Source organism: uncultured Microbacterium sp., assembly GCF_963521645.1.
Lineage (GTDB): Bacteria > Actinomycetota > Actinomycetes > Actinomycetales > Microbacteriaceae > Microbacterium.
Window position 1 is genome coordinate 25,203 of the sequence record NZ_CAUQVQ010000010.1, and the last position, 24,378, is coordinate 49,580.

Here is a 24,378-nt window from a genome sequence, read left to right on the forward strand (position 1 = left end):
TCCCACCGGAGCACCTTCATGCGTCTCGTCTTCGCCGGCACCCCGTCGGCTGCCGTTCCCACTCTTCGTCGCCTCGCGGCGGAGCACGACATCGCCGCGGTCGTGACCCGCCCGGATGCCCCCCTCGGCCGAAAGCGCGTGCTGACGCCGTCTCCCGTTGCGCAGGTCGCGGAGGAGCTCGGGCTGCCGGTCATCAGGGCCGCGCGTCTCGACGACGACGCCACCGCCGCGATCAGCGCGCTCGGCGCGGAGCTCGGTGTGATCGTGGCCTACGGCGGACTCGTGCGGGAGCCCCTGCTCTCCGCACCGGCCAAGGGGTGGATCAACCTGCACTTCTCGTTGCTGCCCCAGTGGCGCGGAGCAGCCCCCGTGCAGCGCGCGCTGATCAACGGCGACGCAGAGCTCGGGGCGAGCGTGTTCCAGCTCGTGCACGCACTCGATGCGGGAGACGTGTTCGCATCGCGCGCCGTCGAGGTGCCCGCGGAGGCCACGGCGGATGCAGCGCTCGAGGTGCTCGCGGCCGAGGGCGCCGAGCTGACCGCAGAGGTCGTCGCCGCGATCGCCGACGGCACCGCCCGGTCCGAGCCTCAGCGAGGAGAGCCCACGCTTGCGCCCAAGCTGACCCTCGATGACGGCCTGTTGGACTGGACGGAGCCGCTCGACGTCCTGTTCGCCCGCTTCCGGGGAGTGACTCCCGAGCCGGGGGCGCACACGACGGTCGGCGGGCTGCGTCTGAAGATCCTCGACGCCGCCCCCGCAGGAACCGACGATCATCTCCCGCTCGATCCGGGAGCGATCGCGGCGACGAAATCGGGGCTGCTGATCGGCACCGCCTCCACGCCGCTGTCGGTCACGCGCGTGCAGCCGGCCGGCAAGGGGGCGATGAACGCCGTCGACTGGTGGCGCGGCCTCCGCGGTGCCGAGACGCTGCGAGCCGGCGCATGAGCGGTCGACAGGACGACCGCGCACGTCCCCAGGACGGCGGAGCGTCGCGCGGGCGCTCCCAGGCACCTCGCCGACCTCGAACTCGGGCCGGCACCCCGGAGCGCACGGTCCAGCCGGCTCGACGCGTCGCCTACGAGGTGCTGCGTGCGGTGTCGGAGTCCGACGCCTACGCGAATCTCGTGCTGCCTCCGACGATCGCCGAGGCGCGCCTCACCCCTCAGGACGCCGCTCTCGCGACCGAGCTCACGTACGGCACGCTTCGACGGCGCGGGACCTACGATGCGATCATCTCCGCCGCCGCCGATCGTCCCGCCGATCAGATCGATGGGCCGGTGCTCGATGCACTGCGGCTCGCGACGCACCAGCTGCTCTCCACTCGTGTGGCCTCGCACGCGGCCGTCAACGAGTCCGTGAATCTCGTCGCCGCCGCCCAGGGGCGAGGTGCGTCCAGCTTCGCGAACGCGGTGCTGCGCCGTATCTCGCGTCAGACGCCGGGGGAGTGGGAGCAGCGGATCGAGAGCGCCGCACGGTCGGACGACGAGCGACTCGCGCTGCGCTCCGCGCATCCGGTCTGGGTGATCCGCGCTCTGCGTCGTGCACTCGCTGCCGAAGAGCGGGCGGACGAGCTGGATGACCTCCTCGAGGCGGACAACGTCTCGCCGGACGTGACTCTCGTCGCCCTCCCTGGCATGGCGGAGCCCGGTGAGCCGCGTCGTCCCTACGCTCCGACCGCCTACGGCTCGCCCGGGGGCGACCCCCATCGCGTCATCGCCGAGTCAGGCGGAACCGTGCGCGTGCAGGACGAGGGATCCCAGCTCGTCGCTCTCGCTCTTGCCGCCGCGGCACCCATCAGGGCAGGAGAACGCTGGCTGGACCTGTGCGCGGGGCCCGGAGGCAAGACGGCGCTGCTCGCCGCGATCGCACACACGAACGGCGTGACACTGGAAGCGAACGAGGTGGTCCCGACCCGCGCGCGACTCGTGCGCAACGCCGTGCGCGCGGTACCCGGTGAGGTCATCGTGCACGAACGGGACGGACGCACCTTCGGTGCTGCCCGCCCCGCCGAGTTCGATCGCATCCTCGTCGATGCGCCGTGCACGGGTCTCGGCGCGCTGAGGCGGCGCCCCGAAGCGCGCTGGCGCAAGACGCCCGGTGATGTCGCCGACCTCGTTCCTCTTCAGATCGAGCTCCTGTCGTCCGCACTCGACGCGGTCGCGCCCGGCGGCATCGTCGCCTACGTGACGTGCTCCCCGCATCTGGCCGAGACCGTCGGCGTCGTGTCCGGCGTGCTGCGCGGACGCACCGACGTCTCGGAGGTGGATGCCAGGGCTGTCCTGTCGGGGGTGGCCGACTCGCCGATCGATCTCGCGAGCGACGGATCGGGCCGTGCGCAGCTCTGGCCTCATCGCCACGGGACCGACGCCATGTTCGTCGCGCTCCTCCGGCGAGATGACGACCCCGGCGTGCGCGCCGGAGAGGGAGACTAGAGACGTGGAACTGCCTGGCGCACCGCGCATCAACCCCAGCATCCTGGCCGCCGACTTCGTGAACATGCAGCGCGACCTCGAGAAGATCGCCTCGGCGGACTTCGCGCACGTCGACGTGATGGACAACCACTTCGTCCCGAACCTCACGTTCGGGCCGCAGATGGTCGAGCGCATCCAGGCGACGAGCCCGATCCCGCTCGACGTGCACCTGATGATCACCGACCCCGATCGCTGGGCGCCCGCCTACGCCGAGCTGGGTGCCGCGAGCGTCACATTCCACCTCGAGGCCGCCGCGGACCCGATCTCCCTCGCACGCGCCCTGCGGAGCATCGGCGCGCGGGCCGGGGTCGCGATCAAGCCGGACACCCCGGCGGACGGCCTGTACAGCGTGCTCGACGAGTTCGACCAGATCCTCGTGATGACGGTCGAGCCCGGATTCGGCGGTCAGGGGTTCATGCCCGAGACGATGCCGAAGCTGCGGGCCCTCGCCGACGAGGCGAAGCGCCGCGGGTCGAACGTCTGGCTCCAGGTCGACGGCGGGATCTCGGATTCGACCATCGAAGCCGCCGCCGCCGCCGGAGCCGACACGTTCGTCGCGGGATCCGCTGTCTACGGCGCCGACGACGTCGAGGCCGCGGTCACCCGGCTCAGAGACCGCGCCAGAGCCGCTAGCCTGGAATCGTGAAGACTTTCGACGAGCTGTTCGCCGAGCTCAGCGTCAAGGCCGAGACCCGCCCAGAGGGATCGGGGACCGTCGCTGAACTCGACGGCGGCGTGCACACCATCGGCAAGAAGATCGTCGAGGAGGCCGCCGAGGTCTGGATGGCGTCCGAGTACGAATCCGACGAGGCCGCGGCCGAAGAGATCTCACAGCTGCTCTACCACGTGCAGGTGATGATGATCGCGAAGGGTCTGAGCCTGCAGGACGTCTACCGACATCTGTGAAGCGCTCCGCCCCACTCGCTTCGATCTGAAGGCTTCCCATGCTGCGCATTGCTGTTCCCAACAAGGGCTCTCTCTCCGAGACGGCCGCCGACATGCTCGCGGAGGCCGGCTACGCCGGCCGTCGTGATGCCAAGACGCTCCACGTCGTCGACACCGACAACGACGTCGAGTTCTTCTATCTGCGTCCGAAGGACATCGCGACCTACGTCGGATCGGGAGCGATCGACGTCGGCATCACGGGTCGCGATCTGCTCCTCGATGCCCGGATGCCGGGTGCACGCGAGATCGAGGCTCTCGGCTTCGCCGCCTCCACCTTCCGATTCGCTGCCCCTTCTGGTCGGTACACGGACGTGTCGGAACTCGACGGCCTGCGTGTCGCGACGTCGTATCCCGGTCTCGTCGACCGATTCCTCGATGAGCGGGGGATCGCGGTCGATCTCGTGCCGCTCGACGGCGCGGTCGAGTCGGCGGTGCGCCTGGGCGTGGCCGATGCGGTCGCCGATGTGGTCGAGACGGGCACGACGCTCCGGCAAGCGGGCCTCGACGTCTTCGGCCCCGTGATCCTCGAATCCGAAGCAGTGCTGATTTCCGGGCCCGACGACGCCGAGGGGTCCGAGACCCTCCTGCGACGGCTGCGCGGCGTGATGGTGGCGCGTCGCTTCGTCATGATCGACTACGACCTTCCGCTCGCTCTGCTCGATGACGCCGTGAAGATCGCCGGCGGCATCGAGTCGCCGACGGTCTCGCCGCTGCGCGACCCCGAGTGGGTCGCCGTCCGCGTGATGGTGGCGCGTGCACGGGTCAACCCCGTGATGGACGCGCTCTATGCGCTCGGTGCGCGGGCGATCCTCGTCACGGCGATCCACAACGCGAGGCTCTGATGTCTCTCGCGAGTCGTGTCATCCCGTGTCTGGATGTCGCCGACGGTCGCGTCGTGAAGGGCGTGAACTTCGAGAATCTGCGCGACATGGGCGACCCGGTGGAGCTCGCTCGGCACTACGCCGCGCAGGGCGCTGATGAGATCACCTTCCTCGACGTCACCGCGACGGTCGATGCCCGCGCCACGACCTACGACGTCGTGCAGCGCACGGCCGAGCAGGTCTTCGTGCCCCTCACGGTCGGCGGAGGAGTGCGCACCGTCGACGACGTGGCGCGTCTGCTCGCGGTCGGCGCCGACAAAGTGGGCGTCAACTCGGCGGCGATCGCGCGGCCCGAGCTGATCGGCGAGATCGCAGATCGCTTCGGCGCCCAGGTCCTCGTGCTGTCGCTCGACGTCAAGCGCGCCGACACCACGGCCTCCGGCTTCGTGGTCACCACGCACGGAGGCAGGACGCAGACCACGCTCGACGCGCTCGACTGGGCTCGCGAAGCCGCGGAGCGCGGAGCAGGAGAGCTGCTCGTGAACTCGATCGATGCCGACGGCACGCGCGACGGCTTCGACCTCGAGCTCGTGCGTCTCATGCGCGAGGTGGCCACGGTTCCCGTCATCGCCTCGGGCGGCGCGGGCAGAGCATCGGATTTCGCGCCGGCGATCAAGGCGGGAGCAGACGCCGTGCTCGCAGCGAGCGTGTTCCACACCGGCGCCCTCACAGTGGGCGACGTCAAGCAGGCGCTGCGCGCGGAAGGAGTGCTCGTCCGATGAGCGACATCGAGGAGCGCATCTCACAGGTCGCGTTCAATGCGGACGGTCTCGCGCCGGTGATCGTGCAGCAGTGGGACACCAACGAGGTCCTCATGCTCGCCTGGGTGAACGACGAGGCGCTCCGTCGCACGCTGACGACCGGCCGCGCCGTGTACTGGTCGCGCTCTCGACAGGAGTACTGGCGCAAGGGCGACACCTCGGGTCACATCCAGGTCGTGCACGACGCGCGTCTGGACTGCGACGGCGATGCGATCCTGCTGCGAGTGGATCAGACCGGTCCCGCGTGTCACACCGGCACGCGCACATGCTTCGACACCACCGATCTCGACGCGGTTCCGGGGAGCGCACAGGCATGAGTCTCGCGCGTCGCGCACGTCCGATCGCCGTCCTGGGCTTCCTCGCAGCGGGGTCCCTCGGCATCATCTCCTCCACTCAGACCTGGCTCACGGTCGCGCGCGCCGATGCGGGCGAGGCGATCTTCGTGCCGGGCGCGTCCGCGCTTCCGCTGCTCGCGCCCCTGAGCCTCGCGGTGCTCGCGCTCGGGCTCGCGCTGTCGATCGCGGGACGTGCGGTGCGTCTGGTCCTCGGGCTGCTCGCCGCCGCAACCGCGCTCTTCCTCGGCTGGTCGACCCTGCAGCTCCTCACCGGCGAACCGCTCGACGCCGTCGGAGCGACGGTGACCGAGACGACCGGCCTCGCGGGCAGTGCGGCCATCGCCGACGTGGTCGCGAGCATCGAGGTGTCGGCGTGGCCGTACGCGACTCTCGTGGGATGGTTCGTCCTCCTGGCGGCCGCGGCACTCGTGCTGGTCACCGGGCGGCGATGGACGTCCGGAGGGCGGCGGTACCGCACCGACGCCGCGCATGACACGCACGCCACGGGTCCCGTCGATGCGATCGATTCCTGGGACGACCTGTCCCGCGGGACCGATCCGACACGGTGACCCCGATAGACTGACACAGATCCCGCACGTCGTCCCCGGAGGAGACCATGACCAACCCGATCGCCGACCCCGGCCACGGACACTCGCCTGCTGCCTGGACGGCCGTGATCATCATGCTCGCCGGCTTCACGCTCGGCACGCTGGCGTTCTGCCTCGCCGAGTTCAGCCCGATCTGGGTCACCCTGGTCTGGGTGTTCGCAGCACTCATCCCGATCGGCGCGCTCGTCGGCTGGGCGCTCGCGAAGGCGGGCTACGGCGTGAAGGGCCCCAAGTACCAGCCGAAGGCGCACTAGTGGTCCTCGCCGACCTCACGGCCGGCGCAGTCGCAGACGCGGAGCGTCGCTCTCTCACCCGGCCGATCGCCGAGGTCGAGCGCGATGCGCTGGCGCGCCCTGCCGCCAAGGATGCCGTCGCGGCGCTCTCGCGCTCCGAGCGCGTGAAGATCATCGCCGAGGTGAAGCGAGCGAGTCCGTCGCGCGGCGCCCTGGCCGCGATCCCGGATCCTGCCCTTCAGGCCTCGCTCTACGAGCAGGGCGGTGCGTCCGCGATCAGCGTGCTCACCGAGGAGCGGCGTTTCGGCGGCAGCCTCGCCGACCTCGAGGCCGTCACGGCTCGGGTGTCGCTCCCCGTGCTGCGCAAGGACTTCATCGCCACGCGCTATCAGGTGCTCGAGGCTCGTGCTGCCGGCGCAGACCTTGCGCTCCTCATCGTGGCCGGCATCGAGCCCGCGGTCCTGCGCGATCTGTTCGGTTTCATCACCGAACTCGGGATGACACCGCTGGTCGAGACGCACTCGGCTGACGAGCTCGAAGCCGCGATCGACCTCGGGGCGCCGCTGATCGGGGTGAATGCTCGCGATCTGAAGACCCTCGAGCTCGACCGCGATCTCTTCGGTCGTCTCGCGGACCGGATCCCGGACTCCGCGATCAAGATCGCCGAATCGGCGGTCCTCACTCCCGAAGACGTCGCGCACTACCGCTCGGCGGGCGCCGACGTCGTCCTGATCGGAGAGGCCCTCGTGACGGGCGACCCGATCACCACACTCAAGAGCTTCCTGGAGGCGTGATGAGCCTGCGTGACCAGCATGGTCCCCTGTTCGGCGAGTACGGCGGACGCTATATGCCCGAGTCGTTGATCGCCGCGATCGACGAACTCTCCGCGGCGTATGCCGAGGCGATCGTCGACCCGGCTTTCCGTGAGGAGCTGGCGTCTCTGCTCAGCTCGTACGCGGGTCGCCCCTCGCCTCTCACCGAGGTCGCCCGGTTCGCCGAGCATGCGGGCGGGGCGCGGGTCTTCCTCAAGCGCGAGGACCTGAACCACACCGGTTCGCACAAGATCAACAACGTGCTGGGCCAGGCGCTGCTGACGAAGCGGCTCGGCAAGACGCGGGTGATCGCCGAGACCGGTGCAGGTCAGCACGGTGTCGCCACGGCGACCGCCGCCGCTCTCTTCGGCCTCGAGTGCACGATCTACATGGGTGAGGTCGACACGCAGCGTCAGGCGCTGAACGTCGCACGCATGCGACTGCTCGGCGCCGAGGTCGTGGCGGTCACGTCGGGATCGCGGACCCTCAAGGACGCCATCAACGACGCGTACCGCGATTGGGTGGCCTCGGTCGAGACGACCAACTACATCTTCGGCACCGCCGCGGGCCCGCATCCGTTCCCCGCGATGGTGCGCGACTTCCAGAAGATCATCGGCGAGGAGGCTCGTCAGCAGCTGCTCGACGAGGTCGGTCGACTGCCCGATGCCGTCATCGCCTGCGTCGGCGGCGGATCGAACGCGATCGGCATGTTCGACGCCTTCCTCGACGACGAGGGCGTCAAGCTGTTCGGCGTCGAAGCCGCGGGCGAGGGAGTCGACACACCGAAGCACGCCGCGTCGATCGAGCGGGGCAGACCCGGCATCCTGCATGGCGCGAAGACCTACGTGCTCCAGGACGAAGACGGGCAGACTGTCGAGTCGCACTCGATATCCGCCGGCCTCGACTATCCCGGCGTCGGGCCGGAGCACGCGTGGCTCGCCGACATCGGTCGCGCGGAGTACATCCCGGCGACCGACGACGAGGCCATGCAGGCGCTGCGTCTGCTGAGCCGCACCGAGGGCATCATCCCGGCCATCGAGTCGGCGCACGCCCTGGCAGGCGCTCTGCGCCTGGGGCGCGAGCTGGGCCCAGACGCCGTGCTCGCCGTCTGCCTCTCCGGCCGCGGAGACAAGGACATGGACACGGCGGCCCGCTACTTCGAGCTCTACGACGCGGAGGCCCTCGAGCACGACGTCGCTGAAGAGACCGACGCCGAGAAGGCCGCTTCCAAGGGGGAACCCGAGCTATGAGCCGCGTCGAACGGGCCATCGCCGCAGCACACGCGGCCGGCCGCAGCGCCTTCGTCGGGTACCTCCCGATCGGCTTCCCCGATCTCGAGACCAGCATCCGGGCCGCCATCGCCCTCGCCGAGAACGGCGTCGACATCATCGAGCTGGGTCCGCCCTACAGCGACCCGGTGATGGACGGAGCGGTCATCCAGGAGGCGACCACGGCGGCGCTCGCGAACGGGTTCAAGATGAAGGACCTCTTCACGGCGGTGCGTGCGATCACGGACGCGACCGATGTGCCCGTGCTCGTGATGACGTACTGGAACCCCGTGTTCCAGTACGGGGTCGATCGCTACGCCGATGACCTGCTGGCGGCCGGCGGAGCGGGACTGATCACGCCCGACATCACGCCCGACGTCGCAGGGGAGTGGATCGCCGCGAGCGAGCGCACCGGTCTCGACCGCGTCTTCCTCGCGGCCCCCACCTCGTCGGACGAGCGTCTCGAGCTGGTCGTGAAGTCCTCGACCGGCTTCGTCTACACCGTCTCGACGATGGGCATCACCGGCGAGCGGACCGAGCTCGATCGCGCCGCACGCACCCTGGTCGGGCGCCTGCGCGAGCACGGCAGCATCCGCGCCTGCGTCGGAATCGGCATCTCCACCGCCGAGCAGATCGCCGGCGTCTCCGAGTACGCCGACGGCGCGATCGTCGGCACGGCACTGGTCCGCGCTCTCCGCGACGGCGGCATCCCTGCGCTCGCGGAGGTCACCCGAAACCTGGCGGTCGGCACGTCGTCGGCACGCCCCGCACACGAGAACTAGAATCGCACTCATGTCCCTCGCGCTCCCCAGCACCTTCAGCGGCGTGCTCGCCAGCATCCCGAGTCCTCCGGTGTCGTACATCGACCTCGGGCCGCTCCGCATCCACTTCTACGCGCTCTGCATCATCGCCGGCATCATCGCCGCCGTGCTGCTGACCAATCACCGCCTGACCAAGCGCGGCGCAGAGCCGTGGGTCGTGATCGACATCTCGATCCTCGCCGTTCCGCTGGCGATCATCGGCGCGCGCATCTTCCACGTGCTCACCCACCCGAACTTCTACTTCGGCGAGGGACGGAACACCTGGAACCCGTTCGAGCCCGGCTCGGTGTGGGCGATCTGGGAGGGTGGCATCGCGATCTTCGGCGCGCTGATCGGCGGTGCCGTCGGCGCGTACCTCGGCTGCCGCTGGACCGGCATCCGGTTCTGGACCTTCGCGGACGCACTCGCTCCGGGTCTGCTGCTGGCTCAGGCCATGGGCCGTTTCGGCAACTGGTTCAACCACGAGCTGTTCGGACTCCCCACCGACCTGCCCTGGGGACTCGAGATCGAGTCCGACAACTCCGCATTCCCCCCGGGCCTGCCCGAGGGCACGCTGTTCCACCCGACCTTCCTCTACGAGGTGATCTGGAACGTCCTGGGTGTGGTCGTGCTCCTGTGGCTCAGCCGGAAGGCGACGGCGTTCCAGTGGGGCCGCCTCTTCGCGATCTACCTGATCTGGTACAGCGCCGGCCGCATCGTCTGGGAGTCGATCCGCATCGACCCGAGCGAGGTCATTCTCGGCCTGCGCAGCAACGTGTGGGCCGCGATTCTCGGTGTTCTGGTCGGCATCACGATCCTCATCGTGCAGTCCCGGCGGCATCCGGGACTCGAGCCGTCGCCCTACCAGCCCGGCCGCGGCCGGAAGGATCTCGACGCTGATGTAGAATCGCAGAACAATCCCTCCGACTTCGTGGATGTGAGTGAGCCTCCGTCCGAAGAAGTCGCCGCAGGAGCCAGCGCCACAAGCACCGCTCCCACGGACACGGAAAGCGCTCGATAGCCGACCGGTCCGTGCGGACCCCATCGCATTCGCCCGGCCAATGACGCCCCCGGGTCATCCGTAGATCTGAGGACGGTACTGGTGTATTTTCAGCCTCCCTATGGCGCCTCCGGCGCTTACCCGCCCAAGCAGGGCATGTACAACCCGGCGTTCGAGAAGGACGCCTGCGGTCTCGCGATGGTGGCGACGCTACGCGGCGAGGCGGGCCACGACATCATCGCGCTGGCGCTCGAAGCGCTGCGCAACCTCGAGCACCGCGGCGCGATCGGCTCTGACGCCGGAACCGGCGACGGTGCGGGGATCCTGACGCAGATGCCGGATGCGTTCCTGCGAGCGGTCACGGACTTCGAACTGCCTCCGGTCGGCGAGTACGCCGCGGGCATGGCGTTCCTGCCCCGCGACTCGAGCGTGCGTCGCGAGCAGAAGGCGGGGATCGAGAAGATCGCGCGCAGCGAGGGCCTGCGGGTGCTCGGATGGCGAGAGGTCCCCACGGTCAACGACAACCTGGGCAAGCTCGCCGACGAAGCTCGGCCGGCATTCGAGCAGCTCTTCGTGAGCGCGGGCGGCGCGACGCACGCGGACGCCCCACTCACCGGCATCGCGCTCGACCGGGTGGCGTATCGGCTGCGCAAGCGCGCGGGTCACGAGCTGGGCGCATACTTCGTCACGCTCTCCGCTCGCACTCTCGGCTACAAGGGCATGGTCACCACCCTGCAGCTCGAGCCGTTCTACCCCGACCTGCAGGACGAGCGGTTCATGTCGGAGCTCGCGGTCGTGCACTCCCGGTACTCGACCAACACGTTCCCCTCCTGGCCGCTGGCGCAGCCGCTGCGCATGCTCGCGCACAACGGCGAGATCAACACGGTCGGTGGGAACCGCAACTGGATGCGAGCCCGTCAGTCCCAGCTCGAGTCCGAGCTGCTGGGCGATGTCGCACCGCTTCTTCCGATCTGCACCGACGGCGCGAGCGACTCGGCGTCGTTCGACGAGGTCCTCGAGCTCCTGACGCTGACCGGACGCAGTCTGCCGCACGCCATCATGATGATGGTGCCCGAGGCGTACGAGAAGCAGTCCGACATCTCTCCCGAGCTCCGGTCTTTCTACGAGTACCACTCCAACCAGATGGAGCCGTGGGACGGTCCGGCCGCGCTCATCTTCACCGACGGCACCCTCGTGGGGGCGACGCTCGACCGCAACGGTCTGCGCCCCGGACGCTGGACGGAGACGACCGACGGACTGATCGTGATCGGTTCCGAGACGGGCGTGCTCACGTTCGAGCCCGAGCGCATCAAGCGTCGGGGCCGGCTGCAGCCGGGCAAGATGTTCCTCGTCGACACCGCCCAGCGGCGCATCATCGAGGACGAGGAGATCAAGCACGACCTCGCGACCATGCACCCGTGGCAGGAGTGGCTCGATGCAGGCGCAGTGCGGCTCGCAGATCTGCCCGAGCGCGAGCACATCGTGCATCCTCCGGCATCGATCACGCGACGTCAGCGCACCTTCGGCTATACCGAGGAGGAGATCCGCATCCTGCTGACTCCGATGGGTCAGAACGGCATGGAGCCGCTCGGCGCGATGGGCTCCGACACTCCCATCGCGGTGCTCAGCAAGCGGCCGCGCCTGCTCTTCGACTACTTCACGCAGCAGTTCGCGCAGGTCACGAATCCGCCGCTCGACTCGATCCGCGAGGAAGTCGTCACGAGCCTCAAGCTCGGACTCGGACCCGAGAGCAATCTGCTCTCGTGGGGCCCCGATCACACGCGCACGGTGTCGCTCGATTTCCCGGTCATCGACAACGACGAGCTCGCGAAGATCCGTCACATCGACAAGGCGATGCCCGACCGGTCCAGCGTGACGATCCGAGGCCTGTACCACTTCGACGTGGGATCCAACACGCTCGAGCAGCGGCTGACCGAGATGTGCGCCGAGGTCGACGAGGCCATCGCGCAGGGCGCGGAGTTCATCATCCTGTCCGACCGCGACTCGAACAAGGATCTGACACCGATCCCGTCGCTCCTGATGGTCTCGGCGATCCACCACCACCTGATCCGTCGAGAGAACCGCATGAAGGTCGGTCTGATCGTCGAGGCCGGAGATGTGCGCGAGGTCCACCACGTCGCCACCCTGATCGGCTATGGCGCATCGGCCGTCAACCCGTACCTCGCGATGGAGACCGTGGAGCACCTGGTGCGCACCGGCTACATCACCGGGATCAGCCCCGAGAAGGCCGTCCGCAACCTGATCTACGCGCTCGGCAAGGGCGTTCTCAAGATCATGTCGAAGATGGGCATCTCGACCGTGTCGTCGTACGCCGGCGCCCAGGTCTTCGAGGCCGTCGGTCTGAGCGAGGAGTTCATCGACAAGTACTTCACCCGTACGGAGTCGAAGCTCGGCGGTATCGGGATCCACGAGATCTTCATCGAGAACCAGGCGCGTCACGACTACGCGTATCCGGAGGACGAAGCAGCCCGCGCGCACGAGCGCCTGTGGACCGGAGGCGAGTACCAGTGGCGTCGTGACGGCTCACCGCATCTCTTCAGCCCCGAGACGGTCTTCAAGCTGCAGCATGCGACCAGGGAGCGCCGCTACGACGTCTTCCGCGAGTACACGCGCCTCGTCGACGACCAGGCGGCGGAGCTCAAGACCCTGCGTGGACTCTTCAGCCTGCGCACCGGGACGCGCAAGCCCGTTCCTCTCGACGAGGTCGAGCCCGTGTCGTCGATCGTCAAGCGCTTCTCGACGGGCGCCATGAGCTACGGCTCCATCTCGAAAGAGGCCCACGAGACGCTCGCGATCGCGATGAACCGCCTCGGCGGCAAGTCCAACACCGGCGAAGGCGGAGAGGACATCGATCGGCTCGTCGATCCTGAACGCCGCAGTGCGATCAAGCAGGTCGCGTCGGGCCGGTTCGGCGTCACGAGTCTCTACCTGACCGAGGCCGACGACATCCAGATCAAGCTCGCGCAGGGCGCGAAGCCCGGAGAGGGCGGTCAGCTCCCTCCGCAGAAGGTCTATCCGTGGGTCGCGCGCACGCGCGGCGGCACTCCCGGGGTCGGGTTGATCTCGCCTCCGCCGCATCATGACATCTATTCGATCGAAGACCTCAAGCAGCTCATCTTCGATCTGAAGCGGGCGAACCCCGAGGCGCGGATCCACACCAAGCTGGTCAGCCAGTCGGGTATCGGCGCCGTGTCGGCGGGTGTCGCCAAGGCGCTCAGCGACGTCATCCTCGTCTCGGGTCATGACGGAGGCACCGGTGCGAGCCCGCTGAACTCGCTCAAGCACGCGGGCACCCCGTGGGAGCTCGGACTGGCCGAGACCCAGCAGACGCTGATGCTCAACGGCATGCGCGACCGCGTGGTCGTGCAGGTGGACGGACAGCTCAAGACGGGACGCGACGTCATCATCGGCGCGCTGCTCGGTGCCGAGGAGTTCGGCTTCGCGACTGCGCCGCTCGTGGTGAGCGGGTGCATCATGATGCGCGTCTGCCACCTCGACACCTGCCCGGTCGGCGTCGCCACCCAGAACCCGGTCCTGCGGGAACGATTCACCGGCAAGCCCGAGTTCGTCGTCAACTTCATGGAGTTCATCGCGGAAGAGGTTCGCGAGCATCTCGCAGCGCTGGGCTTCCGCTCGATCGATGAGATCGTCGGCCGCGCGGAGCTCCTCGAGGTCGATGCCGCCGTCGACCACTGGAAGGCAGAGGGTCTCGACCTGAGTCCAGTGCTCGACGGACCGGCGTTCCCGGCGAGCGAGCCGCGCCGCAACCGCCGCACTCAGGATCACGAGCTCGAGAAGCACTTCGACGTGCAGCTGATCGACATCGCGAAGAGCGCCCTGCTGAACGGCGAGCCAGTGGTCGCCGAGCTTCCCATCGCGAACACCGAGCGTGCGGTCGGCACGATGCTGGGGCACCAGGTGACGTCGCGACACGGCGCATCGGGACTCCCGCGAGGCACGATCGACGTCACGCTCCACGGCACGGCCGGTCAGTCGCTCGGGGCGTTCCTCCCGTCCGGCGTCGTCCTGCGCCTGGAGGGCGATTCCAACGACTACGTCGGAAAGGGCCTGTCGGGCGGCGACATCTCGATCCGTCCGCCGCGCGGCTCGAAGATCGTCCCGCACGAGAACGTCATCGCGGGCAACGTCATCGGGTACGGTGCCACGTCCGGCACGATGTTCCTCTCGGGCGTCGTCGGCGAGCGGTTCCTGGTGCGCAACTCGGGCGCCGCGGCCGTCGTGGAGGGTGTGGGAGACCACGCGCTCGAGTACATGACGGGCGGCGTGGCCGTGATCCTCGGATCCACGGGCCGCAACCTGGGCGCCGGCATGTCCGGGGGAGTGGCCTACATCCGCTCGCTCGACACCGGAAAGATCAACGCGCAGTCGCTCAGCAGCGGGGAACTGCTTCTCGAGCCGCTCGACCGCGCGGACCTCGAAGTGCTCCGCAGCCTGATCGCCGAGCACGTGGAGCGGACGGCCTCGCCGCTCGGCTCCGACATCCTGGCGCGATTCGATGAGGTCGCCGGCCAGTTCACGAAGGTGCTTCCGCGTGATTACGCCGCTGTTCGCAGCATGCGCGATGAAGCAGTCGCCGAAGGAATCGATCCTGACGGCGACATCGTCTGGAACCGCATCCTGGAGGTGACCGGTGGCTGATCCCAAAGGCTTTCTGAAGGTCACGGAGCGTGAGCTTCCCAAGCGCCGCCCCGTCCCCGTCCGCATCATGGACTGGAAAGAGGTGTACGAACCCGGCGACCAGGCCGTGCTCCGTCGCCAGGCCGGCCGATGCATGGACTGCGGTGTGCCGTTCTGCCATTCGGGATGCCCGCTCGGCAACCTGATCCCCGAGTGGAACGACCTGACGTGGCGCGGCGAAGGCCGAGCCGCGATCGATCGGCTGCACGCGACCAACAACTTCCCGGAGTTCACCGGTCGCCTGTGCCCCGCCCCCTGCGAGAGCGCGTGCGTGCTGGGCATCAACCAGCCGCCGGTCACGATCAAGCAGATCGAGGTGTCGATCATCGATGAGGCGTTCGCCAAGGGCTGGGTCGAGCCCCAGCCGCCCGCGCGTCTCACCGGCAAGACGGTCGCCGTCGTCGGATCGGGTCCGGCGGGCCTCGCCGCGGCGCAGCAGCTGACTCGCGCCGGACACACCGTCGCGGTGTTCGAGCGGGACGATCGCATCGGCGGTCTGCTCCGGTACGGCATCCCCGACTTCAAGATGGAGAAGGGCCAGCTCGAGTCGCGTCTCCGTCAGATGCAGGAAGAGGGCACGCGGTTCCGCGCGGGTGTGGAGATCGGCAAGGACATCTCGTGGGCCGACCTCCGGGCGCGCTACGACGCCGTGGTCGTCTCGACCGGCTCGACCGTCCCGCGGGACCTGTCGATCCCCGGTCGTGACCTCGATGGAGTGCACTTCGCGATGGAGTACCTGGTCGAGTCGAACCACGCGGTCGCCGGCGACAAGGTCACCGACCAGATCACCGCCGAGGGCAAGCACGTCATCGTCATCGGCGGCGGCGACACGGGAGCCGACTGCATCGGCACCGCACACCGCCAGGGAGCGCTGAGCGTCACCAACCTCGCTATCGGAAAGCAGCCCGGCACGGAGCGACCGGGGCACCAGCCCTGGCCCATGATGCCGACGGTCTTCGAGGTGCAGTCCGCGCATGAAGAGGGCGGCGAACGCGTCTTCCTCGCATCCACCGTGGAGTTCCTCTCGAACGACGTCGGCGAGGTCCGTGCGCTCCGCGTCGCGGAGACCGAGTACATCGACGGTCGTCGCGTGCCCAAGAGCGGTACGGAGCGAGAGATCCCCGCGGACCTCGTGCTGATCGCGATGGGCTTCACCGGTCCCGAACAGGACGGGTTCACCGACGACGTGCGCCCCCAGGTCACCGACCGCGGTGTGTTCCAGCGTGCGGACACCTACGAGTCGACGGTTCCGGGCGTGTTCGTGGCGGGCGATGCCGGCCGTGGACAGTCCCTGATCGTCTGGGCGATCGCCGAAGGCCGCGCCGCCGCAGCGAACGTCGACAGGTTCCTCATGGGCACCACGGTGCTGCCCGAGCCCGTGCGACCTCATGAAGTCGCTATCGGCCTTCAGCCCGCGTAGGCTGAGCCGCGGCACCGTCGCCTGATTTCCATCCCCCCACTACCCTGGAGCAATCTTTGAGACGCGCGAAAATCGTCGCCACCCTGGGACCCGCCACATCCACGTACGAGACCGTGCGTGCCCTCATCGACGCCGGCGTGGATGTCGCCCGTCTGAACCTCAGCCACGGTGACTACTCCGTGCACGAGAACAACTACGCCAACGTTCGTCGTGCCGCAGACGACGCCGGCCGCGCCGTCGCGATCCTCGTCGACCTGCAGGGACCGAAGATCCGCCTCGGGAAGTTCGAGGCGGGCCCCTACGAGCTCGCCAAGGGCGACATCTTCAAGATCACCACCGAGGACATCATCGGCAACAAGGAGATCTGCAGCACGACCTTCAAGGGTCTGCCTCAGGACGTCAAGCCCGGCGACTTCCTCCTCATCGACGACGGCAAGGTGCGCGTCGAAGTCATCGAGACCGACGGAGTCACCGTCACCACCAAGGTCATCGTCGCCGGTGCGGTGTCGAACAACAAGGGCATCAACCTGCCCGGCGTCGCCGTCAACGTCCCCGCCCTGAGCGAGAAGGACGAGGACGACCTCCGCTGGGGTCTGCGCATCGGCGCCGACCTCATCGCGCTGTCGTTCGTCCGCAATGCGGCCGACGTCTCCCGCGTGCACGAGATCATGGCCGAAGAGGGCGTCAAGGTGCCCGTCATCGCCAAGGTCGAGAAGCCGCAGGCCGTCGACGCGCTCGAGGAGATCGTCGACGCGTTCGACGCGATCATGGTCGCCCGCGGCGACCTCGGCGTCGAGCTCCCGCTCGAGGCCGTCCCGATCGTGCAGAAGCGCGCCGTCGAGCTCGCGCGCCGCATGGCCAAGCCGGTCATCGTCGCGACGCAGATGCTCGAGTCGATGATCAACAGCCCCGTGCCGACCCGCGCGGAGACCTCCGACGTCGCGAACGCGGTGCTCGACGGTGCCGACGCGGTGATGCTCTCGGGTGAGACCAGCGTCGGGGACTACCCGGTTGTGGTCGTCGAGACGATGGCCCGCATCATCGAGTCGACCGAGGAGCACGGTCTGGAGCGCATCGCGCCTCTGACGACCAAGCCCCGTACCCAGGGAGGCGCGATCACCCTCGCCGCGCTCGAGGTCGCGGAGTTCGTCGAGGCCAAGTACCTCTGCGTCTTCACCCAGTCGGGCGACTCGGCGCGTCGTCTGTCGCGTCTGCGTTCGCGTATCCCGATGATCGCCTTCACCCCTGAGCCGAACATCCGTCGACGTATGGCGCTGACGTGGGGCATCCAGTCGAATCTCGTCGACATGGTGCAGCACACCGACCTCATGTATCTCCAGGTCGACGACTATCTGCTCAGCAACGGCCTCGCCGCCGAGGGAGACAAGGTCGTCGTGATCTCCGGGTCCCCTCCCGGGATCGTGGGTTCGACCAACGACATCCGCGTCCACAAGGTGGGCGACGCCGTCAACGGCGCTGCTCCCATCTACAAGGAGGCGACCGTCTGATCGGTCTTTCGGTGAAGGGGGGGAACCGAGTGTTCCGCCCCTTCGTCGTATCCGGGGGGGGTGAATCCGCCCTGATGTCAATCCGCTGGTCGACATCCCCGACGCGTCCTATCGTCGTCACATGAGATCAGGCCGTCGGCGCATCGTCGTCGACGATCAAGCCTTCCGGCTGATCGAGCACTCGTGGCCTGGCGAAGACGCGGGACCGACGATCGTCCTCGTGCACGGCATAGGCATGTCGCACCGCTATTTCCGCCGCCTGATCGACGCGCTGCCGGCTGGTGCGCGGGTCTTCAGCGTCGACATGCCCGGTCACGGCGGGCTCTCCCGTCCGCATCGGGACCTCGATGTGAACGAGATGGGGACCCTCCTGGCGACCCTCCTGCGCCGCGCAGCGATCGCGGATGCGACACTCGTGGGCCACTCGATGGGTGCGCAGTGGGTGGTCGAAGCCGCCCTCGCCTGTCCGGATCTCGTCTCGACGCTCGTCCTGCTCGGTCCCGTGGTGGACTCGCGGCATCGCAGTATCCGCGCGCAGGCTCTCGCACTCGCCGTCGACACCTGCGTCGAGAGACCCGCCGCCAATCTGCTGGTGCTGCGCGACTACCTGCGCTGCAGCATCCGGTGGTACGCCGCGCAGGCGAGGCACATGGTCGGGTACCGGCTCGAGGAGCGCGTCAGGACGCTGGCTCCGCCTGTGATCGTGGTCCGCGGTGCGTCGGATCATGTCGCCGGTCGCTCGTGGTGCCGGTCCGTCGTAGACGCCGCACCGAACGGGAGCCTCCGTGAGATACCGGGACAGCCGCACAACGCGCATCACTCCGCGCCGGCCGCCGTGGCGGCCGTCATCGCGGGCGCTCCACGACCGCTGATCGTGGAGGAACGGGGAGCATCATCGAGATCCTGAGGCGCGTGGGTTGGTGGGTCGCCGACTACGTGTACGCCGGCTGGTGGCAGATCCGTGCCGCTCTGGGCCGCGGGAACCCGCAGGAGTACCGGTCGGGGCATGCCGTGCCGATCGTCATCATCCCCGGAGTGTACGAGACATGGCGCTTCATGCAGCCGCTCGTCGCGGCACTGCATTCGAGGGGCCATCCCGTGCACGTCTTGGAGTCGCTCGCTCACAACCGACGCCCTGTCGTCGACGCGGCCCGCATGGTCACAGAGTTCCTCGAGAGCGAGGGGATGACGGATGCCCTCATCGTGGCGCACAGCAAGGGCGGCCTCGCCGGAAAAGCTGTTCTGACAGGGCCGGCGGGGGAGCGCATCCGCGGCATGGTCGCCATCGCCGCGCCGTTCGGCGGGTCGCGCTACGCTCGCCTGCTGCCCGTCCGGACTCTTCGCGCATTCGCGCCCAACGATCCGGAGATCGTCGGCCTCTCGGAGCGTCTCGACGTCAACTCGAGGATCGTCTCGATCTTCGCCGGGTTCGATCCGCACATCCCGGAGGGGAGTGAGCTCCGGGGGGCGCTCAAGAACGTCCGTCTCGATACCGGTGGGCACTTCCGGATCCTCGCTCACCCGCGGGTGATGGCGGAGATCGCCGCGTTCGCCGAGAGATGAGCAGCACCGGGACCGGCGGGGTATCGATACAACTTCCACCTGGAGGTTTCTGATAATCTGAGGGCCGACGACACGGGTCGTCAGCGATCAGCACACCGAAGGAAGGTCACCGTGGCCCTGCCAGAAGCCTCAGTCCAGCTGTACACACTCGCCGCGGAGTTCTCCGCCGACATGGAGGGTTCGCTCGAGAAGCTCGCTGCGATCGGTCTGCGCAACGTCGAGGCATTCGACTTCGTGCGGCGGCCCGACGAGATCCGTGTCGCACTCGACGCTGCAGGACTCGCATCGCCGACGGGGCACGCGCCTCTCCTGTCCGACGAGCTGTGGACGCCGGACGGCTCCATCCCCACGCCGGCCCCCGAGGTAGTCTTCGAGGCTGCCGCCAAGGTCGGCCTGAAGACGGTCATCGACCCCTTCGTCGCCCCGGAACGCTGGTTCACGCTCGAGGGCGTGACCGATATCGCAGAGCGGCTGAACACGCTCGCAGAGACGGCCGCAGGCTTCGGACTCGAGGTCGGCTACCACAACCACGCCCAGGAGTTCGTGGAGAGCTTCGACGGCGAGACAGCGTTCGAGCGCTTCGTCGCACTCACGGACGAGCGCGTCGCGATCGAGCTCGACCTGTACTGGGCGCTCGTCGGCGGACAGGACGTGCCCGCACTGGTGTCCCGACTCGGCGACCGTCTCGTCGCGGTGCACGTCAAGGACGGCGTGGCCCCGGAGAGCAACCCCTTCGCGCCGGGTGCCCCCGACTTCGGATCCGACGCGCTCGACCAGCGCCGTGCCGGAACCGGAGACGTGGCGCTGGCCGACTCGCTTCGCGCCGCGACCGACCTGAAATACGCGATCATCGAGTACGACAAAGCGCCGGGTGACGTGTTCGCAGACATCGCCGCGAGCTACTCGTTCCTCATCGAGGGCGGTTTCGCACGATGAGCGCGGTCGGTGTCGGCATCATCGGGGTCGGGGTCATCAGCGACACCTATCTCGAGAATCTGTCCTCGTTTCCCGACATCGAGGTCGTGATCGTCGGCGACCTCCTGACGGATCGTGCGCAGGCTCAAGCCGAGAAGTACGGCGTCCCCGCCTTCGGATCGGCCGCCGACGTGCTGGCCCATCCGGGCGTCGAGCTCGTCGTCAACCTCACGATCCCGGCGGTCCACATCGAGATCTCGCGTGCGGCGATCGCCGCGGGAAAGCACGTCTGGACCGAGAAGCCGCTCGGTCTCGACCGCGCAGGAGCCGCCGAGCTGCTGCGAGAGGCCGAGGCGGCGGGACTTCGCGTCGGCTCCGCGCCCGACACGCTGCTCGGCCCCGGTTTCCAGGCCGCGCGGCGCGCGATCGAAGACGGCGTGATCGGACGGCCGCTCTTCGCCCAGACCGTGTTCCAGACCCAGGGACCCGACCTGTGGCACCCGAACCCTGCGTTCCTCTTCGCGGAGGGCGCGGGTCCGCTGCTCGACATGGGGCCCTACTACTTCTCGGCGCTCGTGAGCCTCCTCGGTCCGGCGGACCGGGTGTCGGCGGTCGGGTCGAAGGCACGCGAGGAGCGCCGGATCCACACCGGGCCTGAAGCCGACAAGACCTTCCCCGTGGAGGTGCCCTCGACCATCCAGATCGTCACCGCCTTCGAGTCCGGCGCCCAGGCGCAGAGCCTGCTGAGCTTCGACTCGGCGCTCGAACGCCACGGCATCGTCGAGATCCACGGGACCGACGGAACCATCGTGATCCCGGACCCGAACGCGTTCGCCGGGCGCATCGCATACGTGAAGCCGCTCGGTGTGATCCGCGACGGCATGTCCTTCACTCAGGAGTGGATCGAGGTCGAGCACGAAGACATCGCGGTCGGCCGCGGCCTGGGGGCACTCGACATGGTTCGTGCGATCGCCGAGGGACGCCCCCATGTCGCCTCCGGCGAGCTCGGCTTCCATGTGCTCGACATCCTGCTGTCGGCGCAGGAGTCGGCCGCGACGGGAAAGACGGTCGTGGTCGAGAGCACGGTCGCGCCCGTGCCGATGCTCCCCGCCGGCTTCGATCCGTTCGCCGCCACGCTCTGAGAGCGGATCTCACGGATCTCGGGGGCCCTCAGTCCGCAGCCCACGGTCTGCGGTCCGAGGGCCTCCGATCACGATCACCCGCTCGCCAGCAACCGATCGAGCATCTCGAGCGCTGCCTCGTGCTCGACGGTCGGATCGAGCAGCCACTGCGTCTGCAGGCCGTCTGACGCCGCGATGACGAGAGCCGCCACCAGGTCGGGGTCGAGATCGGCGCGCAGTTGCCGCGATGCCTGCATCTCCCGCACGCGCGCGGCCATCTCCGTGCGAAGACGGGAGAAGCGCTGCGTGGCGAACTCGTGCGCGACAGGATGGTTCTCCTCGAGCGCGGTGGCGACGAGCGTGGAGTAGAGCTGTACGAGCCCGGGGATGGTCCGGTTCTCCTCTGCGGAGACACGCATCATCATCGCGGGGCTCAGTTCGCTGTGCTTCGGATGCTCGTCGTCGGCTCGCCGTTCCGATTCCCGATACACGGCGACGAGGAGCTCCTCCAGAGAACCGAAGTAGTGCGTGAGAGCCGCATGCGTCACGCCGACCTCCTCGGCGATCGCCCGCAGACTGGTCTTCTTGGATCCACGACGGGCGAAGACCTCGATAGCCTTGTCGAGGATCTCCTGACGACGCGCGATGCCTTTGGCGTATCGTCCCCGGGCGCGGGGGATACCGGAGGACGGATCGGTCATCCACCGATGGTATCGGTGCATTCGTCGCACGTCAGGGCGAGAGCCGCGTCATAGAACGGGTCTTCATTCGTCTCTCTGTGTAGACGCATCACCCGCGACGCCGTTCGCGGTGTCGACGAGCATAGGAGGACGATCCATGAGCGACACGTCACGATCTCGGCTCCGCCATCGTTTCCGGGCCGAATCCACGCTGCAGTGCGTCCTGGGCGACTTCGCCGCGGTGGGGCTCCCGAGAGAACCGGTCACCTCGTGGATCGAGGTGGGGGAGCACGGCTCGCTGACCGCGCATGTCGATGTCGGGGGACGAGTGCTGCGCGTCTGCGCCGAGCAGCCGCAGCGACTCGCCGCCGCCGTCGCATCCTTCCTCCAAGAGGGAGAGCTCCTCCGCGGCAGCGAGTGGCCGAGCATCCCCGGGCTCGGGGTGCTCCGCCCCCTGGTGCAGGGGGAGACTGCGGTGTGGGCACTGTCGGACGGTGCGACGCTCTGCGAGATCGGCGAGCTCTTCTCTCCGGCGCCGTAGGTCGAGAGAGGGACTGAGAGTGCCGGCGGTGGGACTCGAACCCACACGCCCTTTCGGACAAAGCATTTTGAGTGCTCCGCGTCTGCCATTCCGCCACGCCGGCTCGTGTGTCGCGTCATCGACCCTATCGCAGGTGGTGCGGTGCCCCGCCACATCCGCGGGCATCCGAACGCCGACGACGCTCTCCAGTAGGATGGACATGTGACCGAGCAAGAACAGGCAGCTGAGCAGCCCACGGCATCCGCACCCCGACGCGTCGTCGTCGCCGAAGACGAATCGCTGATCCGTCTCGACATCGTCGAGATCCTGCGAGACAACGGCTTCGACGTGGTCGGTGAGGCAGGCGACGGCGAGACCGCTGTCGCGCTCGCGACCGAGCTGCGCCCCGACCTCGTCATCATGGATGTCAAGATGCCCCAGCTCGACGGCATCAGCGCTGCGGAGAAGCTGCACAAGGGCAACATCGCCCCCGTGGTCCTCCTCACTGCGTTCAGCCAGAAGGAACTCGTCGAGCGCGCGAGCGAGGCAGGTGCGCTGGCCTACGTCGTCAAGCCCTTCACCCCGAACGACCTGCTCCCCGCGATCGAGATCGCGCTGGCACGTCACGAGCAGATCATCACGCTCGAGGCCGAGGTCGCCGACATGGTCGAGCGCTTCGAGACCCGCAAGCTCGTCGATCGCGCCAAGGGCCTCCTGAACGAGAAGATGGGTCTCTCCGAGCCCGAGGCGTTCCGCTGGATCCAGAAGGCCTCGATGGATCGCCGGCTCACGATGCAGGACGTGGCGAAGGCCATCATCGAACAGCTCGCGCCGAAGAAGTAGCGCGTGTTCGCACTCGACGCGGAGCATTCTCTGCGTCCGGTGCGGAGAGGCGACGGCGCAGCGCTCGCACGGGCTTACTCCTCGAATCGAGAGCACCTCGCGCCGTGGGAGCCTCTCAGAGACGCGGAGTTCTTCACCGTCGAGTGGCAGGAGTTCCACGCGGAGCAGTGCGTCATCGAGGCGTCCGCTGGCCGCAACATCCGTTTCGTCATAGAGTCCTCCGACGGCGAGATCCGCGGTCGCATCAATCTCAACAACATCGTCCGCGGTGCGTTCTGGAGCGCCGATCTGGGCTACTGGGTCGACAGGACGCGCCTGCGTCGCGGCCTCGCCTCCCGCGGTGTGCGTCGGGTGGCCGCCTACGCGCGGGACGACGTGCGACTGCATCGGCTGCAGGCAGCCACGCTGCTCCACAACGCGGACTCGCAGCACGTGCTCGCGAGCACCGGCTTCGAGCGCATCGGCATCGCCCCGCAGTACCTGCGCATCGCGGGGGAGTGGCAGGACCACGTCCTGTTCCAGCTGCTGCTGGACGAACCGCTCAGTGCGCCGCGGGAGCGTCCTTGATCATGTTCGTGATCCGGATCGTCGAGCAGCGCCGCCCCTGATCGTCGGACACCACGATCTCGTGCACCGTGATGCTGCGTCCGAGGTGCACGGGCGTGCACACGCCGGTCACGACGCCGGAGGTCGCCGAGCGGGTGTGGGTGGCGTTTATGTCGACTCCCACCGCGAGGCGCCCGGGGCCGGCGTGCAGGTTGGCGGCCATGGAACCCAGCGACTCCCCGAGCACGACGTAGGCGCCCCCGTGCATCAGGCCGACGGGCTGGGTGTTGCCCTCGACAGGCAGCGTTGCGACGCAGCGCTCGGTGGTGAACTCGAGGAACTCCATGCCCATCTTCTGCGCGAGTGCGCCCATTCCGCGGGCTGTCGCCCAGTCGAGTCCTGCACTGGTCGCGGCCTCGCCCATGGTTC

General features: G+C 68.3%; 25 protein-coding genes and 1 tRNA gene. 23 read left to right on the forward strand and 3 right to left on the reverse strand.

The genetic code is table 11. The features are described from left to right. Positions 1 to 18 precede the first annotated feature (18 nt). The 20 genes from fmt to RWO82_RS04520 all read left to right on the forward strand — a co-directional run bounded on the left by fmt (position 19) and on the right by RWO82_RS04520 (position 21,381). Entirely contained in the window at positions 19 to 945 is a 927-nt protein-coding gene (gene fmt / locus RWO82_RS04425; RefSeq protein WP_314423874.1) for a methionyl-tRNA formyltransferase, read from the forward strand. Continuing rightward, positions 942 to 2,432, forward strand: coding sequence for a transcription antitermination factor NusB (locus RWO82_RS04430; protein ID WP_314423879.1), 1,491 nt, complete (start codon positions 942 to 944; stop codon positions 2,430 to 2,432). The genes fmt and RWO82_RS04430 overlap by 4 nt, the downstream gene beginning before the upstream one ends. A gap of 4 nt (positions 2,433 to 2,436) precedes the next feature. Next, the gene (gene rpe / locus RWO82_RS04435; RefSeq protein WP_314423882.1) at positions 2,437 to 3,117 is read left to right on the forward strand and encodes a ribulose-phosphate 3-epimerase; all 681 of its coding nucleotides are present in this window, start codon (positions 2,437 to 2,439) and stop codon (positions 3,115 to 3,117) included. After that, on the forward strand, positions 3,114 to 3,377 hold the full coding sequence (locus tag RWO82_RS04440) for a phosphoribosyl-ATP diphosphatase (protein WP_042536637.1): 264 nt from the start codon (positions 3,114 to 3,116) through the stop codon (positions 3,375 to 3,377). The genes rpe and RWO82_RS04440 overlap by 4 nt, the downstream gene beginning before the upstream one ends. A gap of 38 nt (positions 3,378 to 3,415) precedes the next feature. Continuing rightward, positions 3,416 to 4,258: an ATP phosphoribosyltransferase gene (hisG, locus tag RWO82_RS04445; protein ID WP_314423886.1), complete on the forward strand. Its 843-nt coding sequence runs from the start codon at positions 3,416 to 3,418 to the stop codon at positions 4,256 to 4,258. Further along, positions 4,258 to 5,019, forward strand: a complete 762-nt coding sequence (hisF, locus tag RWO82_RS04450; RefSeq protein WP_314423890.1) for an imidazole glycerol phosphate synthase subunit HisF — start codon at positions 4,258 to 4,260, stop codon at positions 5,017 to 5,019. The genes hisG and hisF overlap by 1 nt, the downstream gene beginning before the upstream one ends. Then, positions 5,016 to 5,375: a phosphoribosyl-AMP cyclohydrolase gene (gene hisI / locus RWO82_RS04455; protein ID WP_314423894.1), complete on the forward strand. Its 360-nt coding sequence runs from the start codon at positions 5,016 to 5,018 to the stop codon at positions 5,373 to 5,375. Before hisF ends, hisI begins: the two co-directional genes overlap by 4 nt. Further along, positions 5,372 to 5,962, forward strand: coding sequence for a Trp biosynthesis-associated membrane protein (locus RWO82_RS04460; protein WP_314423897.1), 591 nt, complete (start codon positions 5,372 to 5,374; stop codon positions 5,960 to 5,962). Before hisI ends, RWO82_RS04460 begins: the two co-directional genes overlap by 4 nt. Positions 5,963 to 6,009: 47 nt before the next feature. Further along, positions 6,010 to 6,255 (forward strand): DUF6704 family protein, encoded by a 246-nt coding sequence (locus RWO82_RS04465; protein ID WP_241795261.1) that lies wholly within the window; start codon positions 6,010 to 6,012, stop codon positions 6,253 to 6,255. Beyond that, positions 6,255 to 7,028, forward strand: a complete 774-nt coding sequence (trpC, locus tag RWO82_RS04470) for an indole-3-glycerol phosphate synthase TrpC (RefSeq protein WP_314423905.1) — start codon at positions 6,255 to 6,257, stop codon at positions 7,026 to 7,028. The genes RWO82_RS04465 and trpC overlap by 1 nt, the downstream gene beginning before the upstream one ends. Beyond that, positions 7,028 to 8,296, forward strand: coding sequence for a tryptophan synthase subunit beta (gene trpB, locus RWO82_RS04475; protein ID WP_314423908.1), 1,269 nt, complete (start codon positions 7,028 to 7,030; stop codon positions 8,294 to 8,296). Before trpC ends, trpB begins: the two co-directional genes overlap by 1 nt. After that, a complete protein-coding gene (trpA, locus tag RWO82_RS04480) occupies positions 8,293 to 9,096 on the forward strand; it encodes a tryptophan synthase subunit alpha (RefSeq protein ID WP_314423910.1) in 804 nt (267 codons plus the stop codon). The genes trpB and trpA overlap by 4 nt, the downstream gene beginning before the upstream one ends. Positions 9,097 to 9,106: 10 nt before the next feature. Continuing rightward, positions 9,107 to 10,135, forward strand: coding sequence for a prolipoprotein diacylglyceryl transferase (gene lgt, locus RWO82_RS04485; protein WP_314423912.1), 1,029 nt, complete (start codon positions 9,107 to 9,109; stop codon positions 10,133 to 10,135). Between the two features lie 135 nt (positions 10,136 to 10,270). Beyond that, positions 10,271 to 14,794, forward strand: coding sequence for a glutamate synthase large subunit (gene gltB / locus RWO82_RS04490; protein ID WP_314423956.1), 4,524 nt, complete (start codon positions 10,271 to 10,273; stop codon positions 14,792 to 14,794). Beyond that, complete coding sequence (locus RWO82_RS04495; RefSeq protein ID WP_314423913.1) at positions 14,787 to 16,253, forward strand: glutamate synthase subunit beta; 1,467 nt, start codon at positions 14,787 to 14,789, stop codon at positions 16,251 to 16,253. Before gltB ends, RWO82_RS04495 begins: the two co-directional genes overlap by 8 nt. A gap of 56 nt (positions 16,254 to 16,309) precedes the next feature. Beyond that, complete coding sequence (gene pyk, locus RWO82_RS04500) at positions 16,310 to 17,761, forward strand: pyruvate kinase (protein WP_314423915.1); 1,452 nt, start codon at positions 16,310 to 16,312, stop codon at positions 17,759 to 17,761. A 121-nt stretch (positions 17,762 to 17,882) separates the two neighbouring features. Continuing rightward, positions 17,883 to 18,668, forward strand: coding sequence for an alpha/beta fold hydrolase (locus tag RWO82_RS04505; protein ID WP_314423917.1), 786 nt, complete (start codon positions 17,883 to 17,885; stop codon positions 18,666 to 18,668). Between the two features lie 5 nt (positions 18,669 to 18,673). Continuing rightward, a complete protein-coding gene (locus tag RWO82_RS04510; protein ID WP_314423919.1) occupies positions 18,674 to 19,324 on the forward strand; it encodes an alpha/beta hydrolase in 651 nt (216 codons plus the stop codon). Positions 19,325 to 19,435: 111 nt separating this feature from the next. Beyond that, entirely contained in the window at positions 19,436 to 20,260 is an 825-nt protein-coding gene (locus RWO82_RS04515; RefSeq protein ID WP_314423921.1) for a sugar phosphate isomerase/epimerase, read from the forward strand. Next, complete coding sequence (locus RWO82_RS04520; protein WP_314423923.1) at positions 20,257 to 21,381, forward strand: Gfo/Idh/MocA family oxidoreductase; 1,125 nt, start codon at positions 20,257 to 20,259, stop codon at positions 21,379 to 21,381. Before RWO82_RS04515 ends, RWO82_RS04520 begins: the two co-directional genes overlap by 4 nt. 74 nt (positions 21,382 to 21,455) lie before the next feature. Here the strand turns inward: RWO82_RS04520 and RWO82_RS04525 are convergent, their stop codons facing one another. Beyond that, complete coding sequence (locus tag RWO82_RS04525; RefSeq protein WP_314423925.1) at positions 21,456 to 22,061, reverse strand: TetR/AcrR family transcriptional regulator; 606 nt, start codon at positions 22,059 to 22,061, stop codon at positions 21,456 to 21,458. A 136-nt stretch (positions 22,062 to 22,197) separates the two neighbouring features. Between RWO82_RS04525 and RWO82_RS04530 the strand changes: the two genes are divergently transcribed. Beyond that, complete coding sequence (locus tag RWO82_RS04530; protein ID WP_314423927.1) at positions 22,198 to 22,581, forward strand: hypothetical protein; 384 nt, start codon at positions 22,198 to 22,200, stop codon at positions 22,579 to 22,581. Positions 22,582 to 22,601: 20 nt separating this feature from the next. On the opposite strand, the gene RWO82_RS04535 is transcribed toward RWO82_RS04530, so the two are convergent. Continuing rightward, positions 22,602 to 22,684, reverse strand: a tRNA-Leu gene (locus tag RWO82_RS04535). A gap of 98 nt (positions 22,685 to 22,782) precedes the next feature. Between RWO82_RS04535 and RWO82_RS04540 the strand changes: the two genes are divergently transcribed. Next, positions 22,783 to 23,403, forward strand: coding sequence for an ANTAR domain-containing response regulator (locus tag RWO82_RS04540; RefSeq protein ID WP_067118227.1), 621 nt, complete (start codon positions 22,783 to 22,785; stop codon positions 23,401 to 23,403). A 3-nt stretch (positions 23,404 to 23,406) separates the two neighbouring features. Continuing rightward, complete coding sequence (locus tag RWO82_RS04545) at positions 23,407 to 23,970, forward strand: GNAT family N-acetyltransferase (protein WP_314423931.1); 564 nt, start codon at positions 23,407 to 23,409, stop codon at positions 23,968 to 23,970. Here RWO82_RS04545 and RWO82_RS04550 read toward each other — a convergent pair. Continuing rightward, positions 23,945 to 24,373 (reverse strand): hotdog fold thioesterase, encoded by a 429-nt coding sequence (locus RWO82_RS04550; protein WP_314423932.1) that lies wholly within the window; start codon positions 24,371 to 24,373, stop codon positions 23,945 to 23,947. The two genes, RWO82_RS04545 and RWO82_RS04550, sit on opposite strands and share 26 nt — an antisense overlap. Positions 24,374 to 24,378: the final 5 nt, after the last annotated feature.